The 16,489-nt window shown below is 67.9% G+C and carries 19 protein-coding genes; 3 read left to right on the top strand and 16 right to left on the bottom strand.

The window, feature by feature from the left end; translation table 11 throughout:
* Window positions 1–76: 76 nt before the first annotated feature.
* From rpsK to FG95_RS02345, 5 genes are all read right to left on the bottom strand, one after another.
* Window positions 77–466, bottom strand: a complete 390-nt coding sequence (rpsK, locus tag FG95_RS02365) for a 30S ribosomal protein S11 (RefSeq protein ID WP_003040416.1) — start codon at window positions 464–466, stop codon at window positions 77–79.
* Between the two features lie 102 nt (window positions 467–568).
* On the bottom strand, window positions 569–937 hold the full coding sequence (rpsM, locus tag FG95_RS02360) for a 30S ribosomal protein S13 (protein WP_037553668.1): 369 nt from the start codon (window positions 935–937) through the stop codon (window positions 569–571).
* 323 nt (window positions 938–1,260) lie between these two features.
* Complete coding sequence (locus FG95_RS02355) at window positions 1,261–2,052, bottom strand: inositol monophosphatase family protein (RefSeq protein WP_037553666.1); 792 nt, start codon at window positions 2,050–2,052, stop codon at window positions 1,261–1,263.
* A 12-nt stretch (window positions 2,053–2,064) separates the two neighbouring features.
* On the bottom strand, window positions 2,065–3,408 hold the full coding sequence (locus FG95_RS02350) for a TldD/PmbA family protein (RefSeq protein ID WP_037553665.1): 1,344 nt from the start codon (window positions 3,406–3,408) through the stop codon (window positions 2,065–2,067).
* Between the two features lie 51 nt (window positions 3,409–3,459).
* Window positions 3,460–3,858 carry a hypothetical protein gene (locus FG95_RS02345; protein WP_037553664.1) on the bottom strand — a complete coding sequence of 133 codons (399 nt, stop codon included), beginning with the start codon at window positions 3,856–3,858 and terminating at the stop codon, window positions 3,460–3,462.
* Between the two features lie 286 nt (window positions 3,859–4,144).
* On the opposite strand from FG95_RS02345, the gene FG95_RS02340 reads away from it, so the two are divergent.
* On the top strand, window positions 4,145–5,407 hold the full coding sequence (locus FG95_RS02340; RefSeq protein ID WP_037553663.1) for a SulP family inorganic anion transporter: 1,263 nt from the start codon (window positions 4,145–4,147) through the stop codon (window positions 5,405–5,407).
* On the opposite strand, the gene FG95_RS02335 is transcribed toward FG95_RS02340, so the two are convergent.
* From FG95_RS02335 to FG95_RS02285, 11 genes are all read right to left on the bottom strand, one after another.
* Window positions 5,404–6,012, bottom strand: coding sequence for a hypothetical protein (locus tag FG95_RS02335; protein ID WP_037553707.1), 609 nt, complete (start codon window positions 6,010–6,012; stop codon window positions 5,404–5,406). The genes FG95_RS02340 and FG95_RS02335 overlap by 4 nt on opposite strands.
* An 80-nt stretch (window positions 6,013–6,092) precedes the next feature.
* Window positions 6,093–6,608, bottom strand: a complete 516-nt coding sequence (locus tag FG95_RS02330) for a demethoxyubiquinone hydroxylase family protein (protein ID WP_037553661.1) — start codon at window positions 6,606–6,608, stop codon at window positions 6,093–6,095.
* Window positions 6,605–7,087, bottom strand: a complete 483-nt coding sequence (locus tag FG95_RS02325) for a disulfide bond formation protein B (protein WP_037553660.1) — start codon at window positions 7,085–7,087, stop codon at window positions 6,605–6,607. The genes FG95_RS02330 and FG95_RS02325 overlap by 4 nt, the downstream gene beginning before the upstream one ends.
* Window positions 7,088–7,214: 127 nt before the next feature.
* Window positions 7,215–8,603: a S41 family peptidase gene (locus tag FG95_RS02320; RefSeq protein WP_052182014.1), complete on the bottom strand. Its 1,389-nt coding sequence runs from the start codon at window positions 8,601–8,603 to the stop codon at window positions 7,215–7,217.
* A 252-nt stretch (window positions 8,604–8,855) separates the two neighbouring features.
* On the bottom strand, window positions 8,856–10,073 hold the full coding sequence (locus FG95_RS02315; protein WP_037553658.1) for a murein hydrolase activator EnvC family protein: 1,218 nt from the start codon (window positions 10,071–10,073) through the stop codon (window positions 8,856–8,858).
* Entirely contained in the window at window positions 10,070–10,498 is a 429-nt protein-coding gene (locus tag FG95_RS02310) for a 23S rRNA (pseudouridine(1915)-N(3))-methyltransferase RlmH (RefSeq protein WP_037553657.1), read from the bottom strand. The genes FG95_RS02315 and FG95_RS02310 overlap by 4 nt, the downstream gene beginning before the upstream one ends.
* A 141-nt stretch (window positions 10,499–10,639) precedes the next feature.
* Window positions 10,640–11,050: a ribosome silencing factor gene (gene rsfS / locus FG95_RS02305; protein WP_136173357.1), complete on the bottom strand. Its 411-nt coding sequence runs from the start codon at window positions 11,048–11,050 to the stop codon at window positions 10,640–10,642.
* Window positions 11,047–11,700 (bottom strand): nicotinate-nucleotide adenylyltransferase, encoded by a 654-nt coding sequence (locus FG95_RS02300; RefSeq protein ID WP_037553654.1) that lies wholly within the window; start codon window positions 11,698–11,700, stop codon window positions 11,047–11,049. The genes rsfS and FG95_RS02300 overlap by 4 nt, the downstream gene beginning before the upstream one ends.
* Window positions 11,697–11,984, bottom strand: a complete 288-nt coding sequence (locus FG95_RS02295; protein ID WP_037553652.1) for a type II toxin-antitoxin system RelE/ParE family toxin — start codon at window positions 11,982–11,984, stop codon at window positions 11,697–11,699. Before FG95_RS02295 ends, FG95_RS02300 begins: the two co-directional genes overlap by 4 nt.
* Entirely contained in the window at window positions 11,981–12,253 is a 273-nt protein-coding gene (locus tag FG95_RS02290; RefSeq protein WP_037553651.1) for a CopG family ribbon-helix-helix protein, read from the bottom strand. The genes FG95_RS02295 and FG95_RS02290 overlap by 4 nt, the downstream gene beginning before the upstream one ends.
* A gap of 31 nt (window positions 12,254–12,284) precedes the next feature.
* On the bottom strand, window positions 12,285–13,571 hold the full coding sequence (locus FG95_RS02285) for a glutamate-5-semialdehyde dehydrogenase (RefSeq protein WP_052182007.1): 1,287 nt from the start codon (window positions 13,569–13,571) through the stop codon (window positions 12,285–12,287).
* A gap of 79 nt (window positions 13,572–13,650) precedes the next feature.
* On the opposite strand from FG95_RS02285, the gene FG95_RS02280 reads away from it, so the two are divergent.
* Window positions 13,651–14,802 carry a DUF3667 domain-containing protein gene (locus FG95_RS02280; RefSeq protein WP_037553702.1) on the top strand — a complete coding sequence of 384 codons (1,152 nt, stop codon included), beginning with the start codon at window positions 13,651–13,653 and terminating at the stop codon, window positions 14,800–14,802.
* Between the two features lie 55 nt (window positions 14,803–14,857).
* The gene (locus FG95_RS02275; protein WP_235211427.1) at window positions 14,858–16,486 is read left to right on the top strand and encodes an alkaline phosphatase D family protein; all 1,629 of its coding nucleotides are present in this window, start codon (window positions 14,858–14,860) and stop codon (window positions 16,484–16,486) included.
* Window positions 16,487–16,489: the final 3 nt, after the last annotated feature.

The raw sequence follows: 16,489 nt of genomic DNA, 5'->3' as shown, positions 1-16,489 counted from the left end.
GGCGGGGTCGGCCACCTGTCCAGCGAGGAGTTTTATGCGGGCGGCGCCCCGGCGGGGGGACGCGCCCGAAAAGACGTCAGACGCGGCGGCGCTTGGCCGGGCGGACGCCATTGTGCGGGATCGGCGTCACGTCGCGGATCGACGTGATGTGGAAACCGACAGCCTGCAGCGCGCGGAGCGCCGATTCACGGCCGGCGCCGGGGCCCTTGACTTCGACTTCGAGGGTGCGGACGCCGTGCTCGGCGGCCTTCTTGCCGGCGTCTTCGGCGCAGACCTGCGCCGCATAGGGGGTCGACTTGCGGCTGCCCTTGAAGCCCATCATGCCGGCGCTCGACCATGCGATTGCATTGCCCTGCGCGTCGGTGATGGTGATCATCGTGTTGTTGAAGGTCGCGTTGACGTGGGCCACACCCGACGAGATATTCTTGCGTTCGCGCCGACGAAGGCGCTGCGGTTCACGAGCCATGATGAAATCCTAACCTGTATCCTAAATGGCCGGTGGCGGACGGATCGCCGCTCTCCGGCAGGGAAAGAAACAAGGAAGCGCGCCATGAAGGCGCGCTCGACCTTATTTCTTCTTGCCGGCGATCGGCTTCGCCTTGCCCTTGCGGGTGCGCGCATTGGTGTGCGTGCGCTGGCCGCGGACGGGAAGGCCCTTGCGATGACGCAGGCCGCGATAGCAGGCGAGGTCCATCAGGCGCTTGATGTTCATCGCCGTGTTGCGGCGCAGGTCGCCCTCGACCGTGTGGTCGGCGTCCAGCGTTTCGCGGATCTGCAGGACTTCGGCGTCCGACAGGTCCTGAACGCGGCGGCTGTGGTCGATGCCCAGCTTGTCGGCGATGTCGACGGCGGTCTTGCGACCGATGCCGTGGATGTAGGTGAGCGCGATGATCACGCGCTTGTTGGTGGGCAGGTTGACGCCCGCAATACGTGCCATTGGTAACTTTCTCCTGCTCCACAGGGCGCGCTGGCAATCGGCCCCATCTCAAAGCGTCTGAATTTCCAACGCAAAAAACGGACCACGATGCGCACGAAAACGCTTCGCCGTCCGGTCAGGCTGTCGGAATGCTCGGGCAGTTAGGGTGAGTCGCGTAGAAAGTCAAGCGAACTGCGGTGAATGGCGGTGAGTCCTCCCTGCGGCGAAGCCATGGGGAGGTGGCAGCGGCGCAGCCGCTGACGGAGGGGCGGTGACGCGAGGTTGCGGCCCCTCCACCCCCTTTGGCGGCCCCCCTCCCCATGGCTGCGCGACAGGGAGGATCGTTAGGGCTGCGCCGTCAGCGCGACCGCCCGGTCGTGCAAGCGGCTCACGACAGCCCGATGGATTCCGGGGGCGCAGGCGATGACGCCGAACGCCTGCGCGCGCGGGGTGTTGAACCGCAGTGGCTCGCCGAAGGCATCGGTCACCGCCGCCCCCGCCTCGGCCGCGATCAGTGCCGCCGCGGCGACGTCCCACTCGAAACCCCAGCGCAGCGTCGCGACGAGGTCGGCGCGGTCGTCGGCGACGAGCGCCATGCGGAGCGCGATGCTGTTCGGCTTGGTCACCATGATCAGGTCGCGGTCGATCTTTGGCAGGCTGTCGGCGGGCACGCGCGACCCGTCGAAGATCATACGGCGGCTGGCGCGCAGCGCCTCGCCGTTGAGCGTCGCGCCCTTGCCCTTTTGCGCGACCCACAGCTCGTCGAGCGCGGGGGCGTAGAGCACGCCGAGTTCGGGCGCGCCATCGATGACGAGCGCGACCGACACGCACCAGCCCGGACGGCCGCGGATGAAGTCGCGCGTGCCGTCGATCGGGTCGACGCACCACATCGCGCGGCACGCCAGCCGGTCTTCATTGTCGGCGGTTTCCTCGGACAGCCACCCCGCCTCGGGCACCATCGCGCCCAGCACGGCCTTCAGCCGCGCGTCGACGGCGAGATCGACGTCGCTCACCGGATTGTCGTGCGACTTGTGCCACACGTCGACCGGCCGCCCCTCGCCGCGCCAGCGCGCCATCGCCATGTCGCCGACCTCGCGTGTCGCGGCAATTACGGCTTCGAGGTTGCGCGCGGGCATCGCCTCGCCCCTTTAGCTGCTCGCGACGGTCATGCCGTCGATGCGCAGCGTCGGCGCGTTGGTGCCGTGGCGAAACTCGAGGTCGTTCGCCGGAGTGAGCGCGGCGAACATGTCGATCAGATTGCCCGCGATCGTGAATTCGGCGATCGGCCCCGCGAGTGCGCCGTCCTTGATCAGGAAACCAGACGCGCCGCGGCTGTAATCGCCGGTCACCGGATTGACTCCCTGGCCGATCAGTTCGGTGATATAGACGCCCTCGGCGACACCCTCCATCAGCGCCGCCGGCGTCGCGCTACCCGCGGCGAGGTGGAGGTTGCTCGCGCCGACCCCCGAGGCGCCGCCGCCGCGGCTCGCGTGGCCGGTCGGTGTCAGACCGAGCTGCTTCGCCGAGGCGGTGTCGAGCAGCCAGCCGGTAATCCGGCCGTCCGCCACGATGTCGCGCGCCGCGGTCGGCACACCCTCGCCGTCGAAGGCGCGGCTGCGCAACCCGCGTGCGCGGTGCGGTTCGTCGCGGATCACGATGCCGCTGTCGAACAACATCGCCTCTTCCTTGCCAAGCAGGAAACTCGTCCCGCGCGCGATCGCCGGCCCCGCGATCGCGCCGAGCAGATGGCCGACGATGCTGCTGCTGATCCGCGGGTCGAGCAGCACCGGAAGCTTGCCGGTCGGCGCCTTGCCGGGGTTCAGCCGCGCGACCGCGCGCGTGCCGGCGCGGGTGCCGATGTCGGCGGCGCTTTCTAGATCCGACAGATGGTGCGCGCTGTGCCATCCGTAATCGCGCTGCATCGCCGCGCCTTCGCCCGCGATGACGCTCGCCGACAGGCTGTGGCCGCTCGATCCATAGCCGCCGGCGAAGCCGTGGCTGGTCGCGAGCGCAAAGCGCGTGCGGCTGTGGCTCGCGCTGCCGCCTTCGCTGTTGGTGACCCCGGCGACGGCGCGCGCCGCTTCCTCGACGGCAAGCGCGGCCTCGCGCAGCGCCTGCGGATCGGCGTCGCTGCCGTCGTCGAGGTCGAGATCGGGAACGGGGCCCTTGAACAGCAACTCTTCAGGCGCGAGCCCGGCATAGGGATCCTCGGGCGCCTCGCGCGCCATGGCGACGCAGCGGGTGACCAGTTTCGCAAGCTCGCCCGCGTCCATGTCGGCGGTCGACACGCTCGCGCTGCGCTGCCCCACGAAGACGCGCAGCGAAATATCCTGCCCCTCCGACCGCTCGACATCCTCGAGCGCGCCGAGCCGCATCGAAACCGAGGTCGCGGCATTGCAATAATAGAGGGCATCGGCGGCGTCGGCGCCGGCTTGGGTCGCGGCGTCGCAGAGCATCTGCGCGCGGTCGAGAGCTTCGGAAACGGTCAGCATTGCCGCGCCCTATACGGCGCGCGGGCCAGCGTCAAACCTGGCTGCGGGCGATCAGCCGGTGATTGCCGCGATTGCGTCGGTGGCGGCGATGGCGCCGCTGATCCACAGGAAGGGCAGCGTCAGCGCGGCGAACCACAGGCGGCGAACGTCGCGGCGGAAGCGTGCGTGCAGGCCCCAGCTCGCGAGCGCCTGGCGGCTCAGATGATACCAGTGGCGTTCGGTCGAGCGTGCGACCGGAAGTGCGAGCGCGAGCAGGATGACGAGCGCGACGACGATGAAGGCGGACGGCGCGCCCGCGGCGACCACGCTCATCACGAGCCAGATCTGCAGCGCGGCGAAGGCGAGGAGGGCGGCGGCGGCATGCCACGTCATTCGGCGGCCGAGGCTTCGTGCCGGCGGCACGCTGACTGCCGTGCGCCTCCACAGGCGCGGTTCGAATGCTGATGCCATGTTACAGCCCCCTAGGCTGGCGATTCCCAGAACCGCACGTTTTGCCCCAAAAATTCCCAAGTCAAGACAGCTTGCCCGTGATTCGTTAATTTTTGCACTCGGTTCGGCGCGGATTCGTAACAAAATCGCGCCCGATCGCTGAAATCACTACGAATCTGGCACCATTTGCTCCGTCCGGCACGACGGGAAGGGTGAAAATGCCATCAGCCGAATGGATGCGGCGGGCTTGACCGCGCCGCGGGCTGCGGCGTAGCGCCATGGCGTTCCCTCAATCGACGGAGACGCGATGCGCCGGCCCAAATTGCTCGATACGGCAAACGACTATAGCTGGCCGCTCCTCCGCGCCGATGCGCTGGCCGGGGTCAGCGTCGCGCTCGTTGCCTTGCCGCTCTGTATCGCGATCGCCATCGCATCGGGCAGCACGCCATTTGTCGGACTGGTTACCGCGATCGTCGGTGGCTTCGTCATTTCGGCGACCAGCGGCAGCCGGGTGCAGATCGGCGGGCCGACCGGCGCCTTCATCGTCGTCGTCTATGGTGTGATTCAGGATCATGGCATGGACGGGCTGATCGTCGCGACGATCATGGCGGGCATCCTGCTGATTGTCGCCGGCTTCTTTCGCGCCGGCCGGCTGATCGCGCTGGTCCCCGAACCGGTGATCGACGGCTTCACCATCGGCATCGCAGGGATCATCGCCGCCAGCCAGTTTCAGGACGCGCTCGGCCTGTCGGCGGGCAAGGTCCCCGCCGACATGATCCCGAAGCTCGAGGCGCTGTGGGCGGCGCGCGCCACGCTCAGCCTTGCGGCGCTGGGGGTGACCGCGGCGACGGTGGCCGCCATCCTGCTGCTGCGTCGCTGGCGCCCGCGCTGGCCGGTGCTGGTGATCGCCGTCGGCGCGGCGTCGCTCGCGGTGCTCCTGTTCCACCTGCCGGTCGATACGGTCGGTTCGCGTTTCGGAGCGTTGCCGAGCGGATTTCCGGCGCCGCACTGGCCGGAAGTGACGACCGACCGGATCGTCGCCTTGCTCCCGTCCGCGATCACGATCGCCTTTCTGGCGGGCGTCGAATCGCTGTTGTCGGCGATCGTCGCCGACCGCATGTTCGACGGCCGCCACCGCCCCAGCGCCGAACTGCTCGCGCAGGGCTATGCCAATGTCGTGACGCCGCTGTTCGGCGGACTGCCGGTCACCGGCGCGATCGCGCGCACGGCGACCAACGTCCGCGCGGGCGGACGCACGCCGGTCGCGGGCATGGTCCATGCGGCGGTTATCCTGATCGTCGTGCTCGCCGCCGGAGGGCTCGCGGGCGCGCTCGCGCTGCCTGCGCTGGCGGCGGTGCTGCTGGTGACCGCCTATAATATGGCGGAGCCCGAGAAATGGCGCGAGCATGCGGCGCTGCCGCGGGACGAACTGTTGCTGCTGCTCGTCACCTTGCTGCTGACAATATTCGCCGACCTGACGATCGCGATCGGTACCGGCGTCGCGCTCGGTTTCATCCTGCGCTGGTGGAAGGGGCGCGGCGCGAGGCTCTGGACCCCGCGCGAGCGTTAGGGCTGCGGCGGGGTCGGAAGCGGCTCGGCGTCGGCTTCGTCGGGGGCGGTCGGCGCCGCCGGAGCCTCGCCATTCGCCTGCCGCTCGAGTTCCTCGGCCGCCTTCTGCCGTTCGGCGAGCGCGCGCTCTTCGGCGACCACGGCGGCTTCGACCTCTTCGGCCGCGGCGTCGATACCTGCGAGGCGCTTGGCGCGCTCGTCGGCGATCATCGCCTGCCAGTCGGTCTTGTCGGCGGCGCGTCGTTCGGCGCGTGCACCCGCGAGCAGCGCCTGCGTACAACCGGTAAAGCCGCCCAGGCCGGTCGGCGAGCAGCTGTCGGTGCCGAAGCGGCCGACGCGTTCGAGTGCGACGACCTTGTTCGCCCAGGCTTCGTTGCGCGGATCGAGCGGGTCGCCGCGGAGCATCTCGGGCACACGATAGCGTTCGGTTTCGGGCAGGCGGTTACAGACGACGATTTCGTCGGGGCTCGACTGTTCGCACTTGTCGTTGCCGTAGACGATGACCTGGTTGATCTTTTCGGCGTCGACCGTGGCTTCCTGGGCGGCGGCGGGCAGGGCGGCGGCGCTGCCGGCGAGGATCAGCGCGAACAGGGGGAGGCGGGTCATCGGATCTTCCTTTGTCAATTTGACGCGGCGTGGCACCGCGACCCTGCATCGGTCATGAACGACGCGGGGGCTTTCCTGTATCAGATACGTTTCGACAGCGCGATGGCTGCACGGCAACCCGCGCGGATCGCCAGGCTCAGGATCGGGTATCCGGGGGCGCTTTCGGCGCCAGCCTTCAGCGCGGCTTCCTTATGCTCGAGCTCTTCGGCACGGAAATCCTCGACCGCGGCGCTGAGTTCGGGGTCGCGGTCGCCGAGTTCGTTCAGCTGATGCTGATAATGGCGGTCGATCTCGGTCTCGACCGCGGCGGTGCACGCCATCGCCGCGCGCGGCCCCATCGCGGCGGTCACCGCGCCGAGCGCGAAGCCCGCGACGTTCCAGACCGGCTGAAGCGCGGTCGGACGCACGCCGCGCCGCGCGATCATCGCGTCGAAGAATTTGCGGTGCCGCTCTTCCTGTTCGGCCATATGCGCGATCTCGCGCGCCATCGGGTGGCGGTCGCCCATCACCGCGAGCTGGCCGGCATAGATGCGCGTCGCGCCATATTCGCCCGCCTGGTCGACGCGGATCATCGATGCGGTGCGCCTGTTTGTCATGTCACCGATGTGGTCTTCCGGCGCAGCAAGGTCAAGACCAACGCCGCCGCCGCGAAGGAGAAGATCGCGTTGAAGCCCGCGAGCGAGATGCCGAACAGCGACCATTGCACCGCGTCGCAGCGGATCAGCGGCGCGTTCATGATCGAATCGAGCGTGACGGGGCCGCCGGCACCCGTCGCGCAGGTCGTGACGCCTTCCCAGAATCCATATTCGACCCCGGCGTGAAAGACGCCGATCGCGCCGCTGACCGTAATGGCGACGGCGGCGAGCAGCGTGAGCGCGCGCATCGCCTTGTCGTTCCGGCGCATCAGCAGCGCGGCGAGCGCCAGCAGGATCGCCGCCTGATGCGGCCATCGCTGCCAATAGCACATCTCGCAAGGGTGGAGGCCAAAGCCATATTGCGAGACGAGCGCGCCGCCATAGAGCAGGAGCGGCGCCGCGAATGCGACGAGCGGCGCGGCGAGGCGCGATTTCAGCATATAAGAACCCCGGAAATCAGATCGTCATCCCGGCGCAGGCCGGGATTTCGCCGGTGCGTCAGGTTGCGAGGTCGAGATCCCGGCCTGCGCCGGGATGACGAATAGGAGGACATGGCCAAGGCGCTGACTAGTTGCGGCGCGCAGGCTTGGCGCCGGGTTTGCCGGCCTGCGCCATGCGCGCCGTTCCCGGGCCGATCCGCCCGATCGTCTGCAGCGCATAGTGGAGCTGGAAATCCTCGATGCCCTTGGCCTTCAGCTCCTCCGCGGTCGCGGTGAAGCGCGGGTCGGCCTTTTCGTCCTGTTCGAGCAGGCCGTCATCGACCTTCTTCTCGTTGATCAGGTGACGGCGCAGGTCGCTTTCACGGAATTTGGGCCGCGAGGCGTAATCGGGGTCGCTGAGCTGCGGCACCTGGATGTCGGGGTCGATCCCGCCTTCCTGCACGCTGCGGCCCGACGGCGTGTAATAACGCGCGGTGGTCAGGCGCAGCGCGGTGGTGTCGGTCAGCGGCAGCACCGTCTGTACCGATCCCTTGCCGAAGCTGCGTTCGCCCATCACGACCGCGCGATGCTGGTCCTGCAGCGCGCCCGCGACGATCTCGGAGGCCGAGGCCGATCCCGAATCGATCAGCACGATCACCGGCGCGCCGCCGGCGGCGTCGCCCGGTTCGGCGAAATAGCGTTCGATGTCGCCCTTCTTGCGCCCGCGCTGCGACACGATCTCGCCGCGTTCGAGGAACAGGTCGCTGATCCCGACGGCTTCGTCGAGGAGCCCGCCGGGGTTCGAGCGCAGGTCGAGGATCCAGCCGCGCGGCGTCTTGCCCAGCGACTTTTCGACCGCCATCATCGCGGCCTTGAGGTCGGCGGTCGCATCGGCCGAGAAACTGGTGACGGTGAGCACGCCGACGTCGCCGCTGACTTCCCATTTCACGGGTTTCAGGTCGATGATCTCGCGCGTCAGCGTCATTTCGATCGGCTTGTCCTGACCCTCGCGGACGACCGTGATCTCGATCGGCGTGCCCGGGCGGCCGCGCATCTGCTCGACCGCTTCGTCGAGCGTCATGCCGAAGATCAGTTCCTTGTTGATATGGGTGATATAATCGCCCGCCTTGATCCCCGCCTTGTCGGCCGGGGTGTCGGCGGTCGGTGCGATCACCTTGACGACGCCGTCCTCCATCGTCACCGACAGGCCCAGCCCGCCATATTCGCCGTCGGTCTGGGTTCTGAGGTTCGAAAAACCGCGCGCGTCGAGATAGCCCGAATGCGGGTCGAGGCTGGCGAGCATGCCGTTGATCGCGCCTTCGATCAGCTTCGAATCCTCGACCGGTTCGACATAATTCGACTTCACTTCGAGGTAGACGTCCATGAAGCGCGCGATTTCTTCCTGCGTCTTCGAATCGACGGTCGCCATCGCGCCGGTCGCGAGCGGGACGAGCGCCAGCGTCGAAAGCGCGGCGGCGCCCTGCCACAAGGCGAAGCGGCGTTTCGGAGAAGCGGCGGTCTTGGTCGAGTCGGTCATTTCCATCTTTCACGCGGGCGAGATCAATCTTGCCTTATAATCCCCGGCGCGCCATCCTCCTACGCAAATCTGCGGGCGTCAAGCGGCGCATCCCTATTGCGGGGCAGGGAAGGAAGCACGTCTGAATCGTCATCCCGGCGTAGGCCGGGATCTCGACCTTGCCTTCTGATGCGCCGGCGAGATCCCGGCCTACGCCGGGATGACGAAGTTGTAGAGGCGGCGCTTCGATCCAGAATGATCAAGTCCCAAGGATCAGCCGATCATCGCGACGACGTCGACGGGGCGGCCGGCGCGGCGAAGTTCGACGGTGATGCGGCTGTCGTCCGATCCCGCGCGGCCGACCGGCGCGCCGGCATCGACCGTATCGCCGACCCCGACCGACAGCGCGATCATTCCGGTAAGCAGCGAGACCCAGCCGCCGCCATGGTCGATGATGACGATCTTGCCATAGCCGCGATAATCGCCGGCGAAGCCGACGCGGCCGGGTGCGGGAGCGACGACCTGTCCGCCGGGACGCGCGGCGATCGTGATCCCGCGCGATCGCACGCCGCTTTCATTGACCTCGCCAAGCCCGGCGACGATGCGCCCGACGATGGGCAGGCGATAGGCGCCGCGGGTCAGCTCGGCCTCTGCGGTGGCGGGCGGCGCGACGCTTCCGGTTACGCTCGCTTCGGGGTTGCGGGGGCGCGGGATCGGCCCGGCGAGCTCAGCGAGTTGGGCGCGTACCGCGCCGTCGGCTTCGAGCGAATCCATCAGTTCGACGATGTCGCGCGCCTTCTCGCCGAGCCCCAGCGCGCGGTCGGCCTCGAGCTGCGCGCTACTCATCAGCTCGCGCGAGCGCAGCCGGCCTTCGTTTTCGAGCCGGGTGAGCGCGTCGCGGCGACGCGCGAGCTGCGCCTTGCTCGTCGACAGCGCCTTCAGTGCGATCGCCTGCTGCCGCCGCGTCGTGTCCAGCGCGGTCAGCTCGCGGCGGACGCCCGCGGTGCGCCGTTCGATCACCGGCATCGCGGCGTCGATCACCGCGCGCGCGTGGACCATGTCGGACAGCGAGCCCGGCTGCGCGAGGACGCTGACTGGCGGCTGACGGCTCAATTGCTGGAGCGAGGCGGCGAGTTCGAGCAAGGGTTGCTGTTGCTCGGCGAGCCGCGCACGCTGGCCCGCGAGGCGGCGGTTGACGAGCGCGACGCGCGCCTCGCCCGCGCTGATGTCGGCCTCGGCCGACTGGATGCGCGCGGCGAGCGCTGCGCTGCGCTTCTTGAGCCGGTCGGCCTCGCTGCTCGCGGCTTCCGCCTGTTTTTCGAGCAGTGCGCTCCGCGCCATCGCCGCCGCCGACTGCTGCTTCGCGTCGATCAGCTGTTCGCGTTCGTGCGCGGCGATCGCCGTTGGATCGAAAATATCGCCCTGCGCCAGCGCGAGTGCGCCGCCCGCGAAGACGGCGACCGCCGCAAGCCCCGCGAGCGCGCGTCTCATTGCCGGCCTTCGCGATGATAGGGGTGGCCCGCGACGATGCTCGTCGCGCGCCACAATTGCTCGGCGAGCATCGCGCGCGCCATCAAATGCGGCCAGGTCGCGCGGCCGAAGGCGATGACCTTGTCGGCACCCTCGCGCTCTTGCGCGGTGAAGCCGTCGGCGGCGCCGAGGCAGAAACGCGCTTCGCGCACCCCGCCGTCGCGCCACTTTTCGAGGAGCCTTGCGAATTCGAGCGACGACATCTGCTCGCCGCCCTCGTCGAGCAGGATGGTGCGGCTGTTGTCGGCCGCGGCGGGCATCCGCCCGCCGGTGTCGGGAAGTTCCGAAATCTTCTGCGCCCAGGTCACGCGCTTCATATAGCGGTCGACCAGCTCGGCCTCGGGCCCGCGCCCGATGCGCCCGCGCGCGATGATGTGCAGCAACATGGAATATTCGTTCCTGGCGGAAGCGGTACCAGCCCGCTCCCCCACCCGGCCTCCCAAACCAGTTTACCCTGTGGGTGGCCGGGTGGGGGAGCGGGCTGGTACCGCTTGGGTTCGGACGTTAGTCCGAACAGAATAGCGCCGTCAATTCGCTGCCGCGACCGGCGGCGCGTCGCCGAACGACCACATGCGCTCGAGGTTGTAGAAGCTGCGCACCTCGGGGCGGAACAGGTGGACGATGACGTCGCCCGCGTCGATCAGCACCCAATCGGCGTTGGGCAGGCCTTCGACGCGAACGCTGCGGCCCGCTTCCTGCTTGATCCGCTGCGCCAGCTTCTCGGCGATCGCCGAGACATGGCGCGTCGAACGGCCGCTCGCGATCACCATATGGTCGGCGATGCTGCTCTTGCCGGCAAGCGGGATGGAGATGGTTTCCTGGGCCTGATCCTCGTCCAGCTGGTGGAGGATCAGCGCGTGGAGCGAGTCCACGCTGTCGTCCGAAGACGTCGGGGCGGGTGCGGCGCCGGGCGCGTCACCCTTGTCGGCGGAGATCAAATGCGTCCTTTCTCGGTCGGTTCCACCAGCCACGAACGCGTCACGGGGTCGCGCAGCGCGCGGCCTTCATGGCGTTCGAACCAGCGGGGGTTGGCCTGCCGTATCGCAGTCGCGGATCGCACATCGGGCGAAAATCGCAAGAACACGAGGGCGGGCGGTCTCCAGTCTGTCCAATGGCTTTTCTGGTCTGCGGGCCGGACAAAGCGCCGCAGCCATCCCATCGCACGTCTTGCATGGGCGCGGTCGTTATAGCCCGGACGCGCAACAACCGCAATCGGCATCAATCGCGCGATCTCCCGCCAGTCGCGCCATTGGGGCAGCTGGACCAGATTGTCGGCGCCCATGATCCAGATGAACCGGCGGTTCGGGTAACGCCGGACGAGCCTTTTGAGCGTATCGACCGTATAGCGCGTGCCGAGTTCGGCCTCGATCGCGGTCGCGCGGATCGGTGCGCGCCGCGCCATGCGCTGCGCCGAACCGAGCCGCGCGGGGAGCGGGGCCATGCCCGCCTTGGGCTTCAAAGGATTGCCGGGCGACACCAGCCACCACAGCTCATCGAGCCCCAGCGCGTCGATGGCGTTCAGGCTGATCGCGCGATGCCCGCCGTGCGCGGGGTTGAAGCTGCCGCCGAGGAGGCCGGTGGGGCTCACAGGAGGGTTTGCCAGTCGCTGCGAAGGTGGGCGACACGCAGGATCAGAACCCGCTTCGCATCGACTTGATAGAGCAAGGCATAGGGCAGTTTCCCCAAGCGCCACTTGCGGCCGCCTTGCGCGCCGAGCGGTGCTCCGGCCCGCGGTGAGGTCGCGAGGAAAATGGTTGCTTTGGCGGCTTCTTCGAGCAGGGCCTGGGCCGTCTCGAAATCCGCATCGACTTTTCGATCGACAGTGTTGTTCAGATCTTCGCGTGCAAGACGCGACCAGCGAACCGGCGTCACGCCGCTTCTTTATTTCGCTTGGCTTGTATCTCTTTTCGTTTGGCGGCAATCCAGTCCAGCATCTCGTCCGAAGAAATCAGAGGTTCCTCCCGCGCCGACCGTTCGCCTTCCTCAATGAAGGCGAGCATTTCGCTCTCACGTTCGGCATATTCCCGAACCGCTTGAGCGACCAGCCATGAGCGCGAACGGTCATAATATTCGGCCAGCCGGTCGAGCGTTTCGCGCGTGGCAGCGTCGAGGCGCGCCGTAACGGGTGATGTAGACTCCATAGACGGCTTATATCATTTGTATACAAATGATTCAAGGTCGCGTCTGCCCGCTCCCCCGCACCAGCCATTTATAGGTGGTGAGCCCTTCCAATGCGACGGGCCCGCGCGCGTGCAGCCGTCCCGTCGCGATGCCGATCTCGGCGCCCAATCCGAATTCGCCGCCGTCGGCGAATTGCGTCGAGGCGTTGTGCATCACGATCGCGCTGTCGACGCCGGTCAAGAAGCGCTCGGCGACCCCCGCATCCTCGGTGACGATTGCATCGGTGTGCCTGCTCGAATGCGTGTCGATATGCGCGAGCGCGCCCGCGATGCCGCCGACCATCGCGACCGAGACGATCGAGTCGAGATATTCGGTGTCCCAGTCGGTTGCCGAGGCAGGGTCCACATGCGGGCTCAGCGCCGCGACGCCCTTGTCGCCGCGCACTTCGCAGCCCGCGGCGATCAGCGCGTCGATGATCGCGAGCGGGGCGGAATAGGCGCGGTCGATCAGGATCGTCTCGGTCGCGCCGCAGACGCCGGTGCGGCGCATCTTGGCGTTCACCGCCAGCGCCACCGCCTTTTCGGGATCGGCGGCGCCGTCGATATAAAGGTGATTGATGCCATCAAGGTGCGCGAGCACGGGCACGCGCGCCTCGTCCTGCACGCGAGCGACAAGGCCCTTGCCGCCTCTGGGTACGATGATGTCGATCAGCCCCTGCGCGCGCAGCATCGCGCCGACCGCGGCGCGGTCCTGCGTCGGGACGAGTTGCACCGCATCGGCGGAGAGCCCGGCCTCGACCAGCCCCACCGCGAAGGCCGCGTGGATCGCGCGGTTCGAATGCACCGCCTCGCTGCCGCCGCGCAGGATCACGGCATTGCCCGACATCAGCCCGAGCGCCGCGGCGTCGGCGGTCACATTGGGCCGGCTTTCATAGATGATGCCGACGACGCCCAAGGGTACGCGCACGCGGCTCAGCACCAGCCCGTTGGGGCGGGTGACGCGGTCGATCTCGCCGCCCACCGGATCGGGAAGCCCTGCGACCGCGTCGATCGCATCGGCGATCGCGCCGAGCCGCGCCTCGTCGAGCCGCAGCCGGTCGAGCATCGCGCCCGACAGACCGTTTTTCTGTCCTGCCGCCATATCCTCTTCGTTCGCCGCGAGGATGTCGGCGGCGCGGGAACGGATTGCCGCCGCCGCCGCGCGCAGCGCCGCCGCCTTGTCGGCGGTCGGCGTCAACGCCAGCCGTTTCGCCGCAGCGCGCGCGCGCGCGCCCATGTCGGCGATCAGGGCGGTGGCATCGCCGGGGAGCGGCGGGACGGTGAGGGCTTCGGCGTTCATGGCGCGGCCACTACCATGTTTTTCGTAACTCTCGAAAGCCCCGTTGCGCGGCGCCGCGCGCATCTTTAGGCAGGGCGCCATGACAGGGGATATCGAGGGTATCGGCAGCGCGGTGACGGCGGGCCTCGCGGCGCGCGCGGTCGAATCGCGGCATGGGGGCGTTCGGGGCGAGGGTAAAGCGCACGGCCATGCGCCGCTGCGCTGCCTCAATTGCGGCACCAGCCTGACGGGTTCGCATTGCCACCATTGCGGACAGCGCGCCGATGTCCACCGCAGCTTCGGCGCGATCGGGCACGACCTCGTCCACGCGATCTTCCATTTCGAGGGCAAGATCTGGAACACGCTGCCGCTTTTGACCTGGCGGCCGGGGGACCTGACGCGGCGCTATATTCACGGCGAGCGTGCGCGCTTCATTTCGCCGCTCGCGCTGTTCCTGTTCGCGGTCTTCCTGACCTATGCGGTGCTCGCGATGGTCGGCAGCGGCGGCGGCTTCGGCGAGGTGATAGCGAAGGAGGCTGCCGAGCAAACGCGCACCGCGGCGATCAAGGACAGCATGCAGGTCGAGGTCGACCGGATCGACGCCGAACTCGCAAAGGCCGATCTGCCCGCCGCCCGGCGCAGCGAACTCGAAACCGAACGCGACATCCTCCAGAAAAGCGCCGGCTATCTCGGCGTCGCGCGCACCCGCAGCAAGAAGGAACGTGCCGCCGACCGCGCTGCCGGTCCGCCCGTTCTCGAAAATCCGGTCGAGCAGGTGGTGACGAGCGCCGACTTCATCTCGCGCAACAAGGTCGATACGGGGGTGCTCTTCATCGACCATGGGCTCGAAAAGGCCTTCGCGAACCCCGCGCTGGTGCTCTACAAACTCCAGGCGAACGCCTATAAATTCGCCTGGGCGCTGATCCCGCTGTCGCTGCCCTTCATGTGGCTGCTGTTTCCGTTCAGCCGCCGATTCCACACTTATGACCATTTCGTCTTCGTCACTTACTCGATTTCGTTCATGCTGCTGCTGTTCGTGGTCGTGCGGCTTTTGAACCTGACCATCTTCGGCGATCTCGCGATCTTTTTCGCGATGCTCTATGTGCCATTCCACATGTATCGCCAGCTGCGCGGCGCCTATCGCTCGTCGCGGTTCGGCGCATTTGTGCGCGCGAATCTGTTGCTCTTTTTCAGCCTGTTCGCAGTGATCTGGTTCATGCTGCTACTGCTGGCGCTCGGGATCAGCGGATAGAGGTGAAGCTGTAACAAAGACCGGCCACAAACCCGGCGATGCGGGAGGATATGCAGTGCATCCATTGTGGCACGAGATCGATCGCCGTCTGCTCATCAAACTCGGCACCGCGGGGCTTGCCGCGCTTTCCTTGCCCGGCGCCGCGGCCGCCGCGATGGCGCAGGGCTTCACCCACGGCGTCGCGAGCGGCGAGCCCGGCGCCAATTCGGTGCTGCTGTGGACGCGCTATGCCGCGGCGAATGACGCGCTCCTGACCGTCGAGCTATCCGAAAGCGCCGACTTCGCGCGCATCGCGGCGGGCGGCAGCGTCACCGCGAAGGGCGAGCGCGATCACACCGCGAAAATCGCCATCGACGGGCTCGAACCCGGCCGCTGGTATTTCTACCGCTTCGTCGCGCCCGACGGGGCTAAGTCGGTCACCGGCCGCACGCGCACGCTTCCCGCCGGACCGACGAGCGCCTTCACCATCGCGCTCTTCTCCTGCTCGAACCTGCCGTTCGGTTGGTTCAACGCCTATGCCCACGCCGCGGCGCGCAGCGACATCGACCTCGTGGCGCACGTCGGCGACTATCTCTACGAATATCGGGTCGGCGAATATCCCTCGCTGAAGGATGCGCTGCCAGGCCGCGACATCCAGCCGACGCACGAGATGGTCAGCCTCGCCGACTATCGGCTCCGCTACGCCGCCTATCGCGCCGACCCCGATCTCCAGCGCCTCCATGCGCTGTTCCCGATGATCGCGCAGTGGGACGATCATGAGTTCGCGAACGATGTGTGGAAGGGCGGCGCCGAAAATCACAGTGAAGGCGAGGGTGACTGGCGCGTCCGCGAAGCCGCCGCCGAACGCGCCTATCGCGAATGGATGCCCGTCGCCGAAACGCGGTGGCGCCATTATCAGGCCGGCGATCTCGCGACGATCTTCCTGCCCGAAACGCGCATCACCGCCCGCGACCGCCCCTTTCAGCTGGGCGAGATACTGGAAGGCAAGGCCGATCCCGCGGCGGCGCTGAAGCAATTCGCCGAAAGCGATTACCGCGACCCGGCGCGCCAATTGATGGGCGCCGATCAGGAACGATGGCTGTTCGACGGATTGGCGCAATCGGTGAAGGGCGGCACGCGCTGGCAGATTTGCGCGCAGCAGATCGTGATGGGCAGCCTGTTCACCCCGCCCGAATCGCGGGGCTGGTTCGGCGCCGACCAGCCCGATACCGTCCGGCGCCGCGTCGAGACGGCGCAGGTCGCGACGCGCGCCGGCCTGCCGCTCAACATGGATAGCTGGGACGGCTATCCCGCGGCGCGCGCGCGCCTGCTCGCGGCATCGCAGCGCGCCGACGCCGATCTGGTCACCTTGTCGGGCGACAGCCACAACGCGTGGGCGTTCGACCTGACGCACGACCACCGCCCCGCCGGTATCGAGATCGCGGGCCACAGCGTCACCTCGCCGGGGTTCGAGGCCTATACGCCCGGCATATCGGACGCCACGCGCGTGGCGGCGCTGCGCGCCGTATCGCCGCAGCTCAAATGGGCGAACACCGCGGATCGCGGCTATGTGACGGTGCAGATGACCCGCGACCGGGTGACCGCGAACTGGCACAGCGTCGAAACGATCCGCAGCCATAGGCCGGGGCTCAAGGGCACGCACAGCATGACGGCGACGCGCGGGCGCAGGAAATACGACGCTTGACAC

The sequence above is a fragment of the Sphingopyxis sp. LC363 genome (genome assembly GCF_000756385.1).
Lineage (GTDB): Bacteria > Pseudomonadota > Alphaproteobacteria > Sphingomonadales > Sphingomonadaceae > Sphingopyxis.
This window is presented reverse-complemented; position numbering and strand designations above follow the sequence as displayed.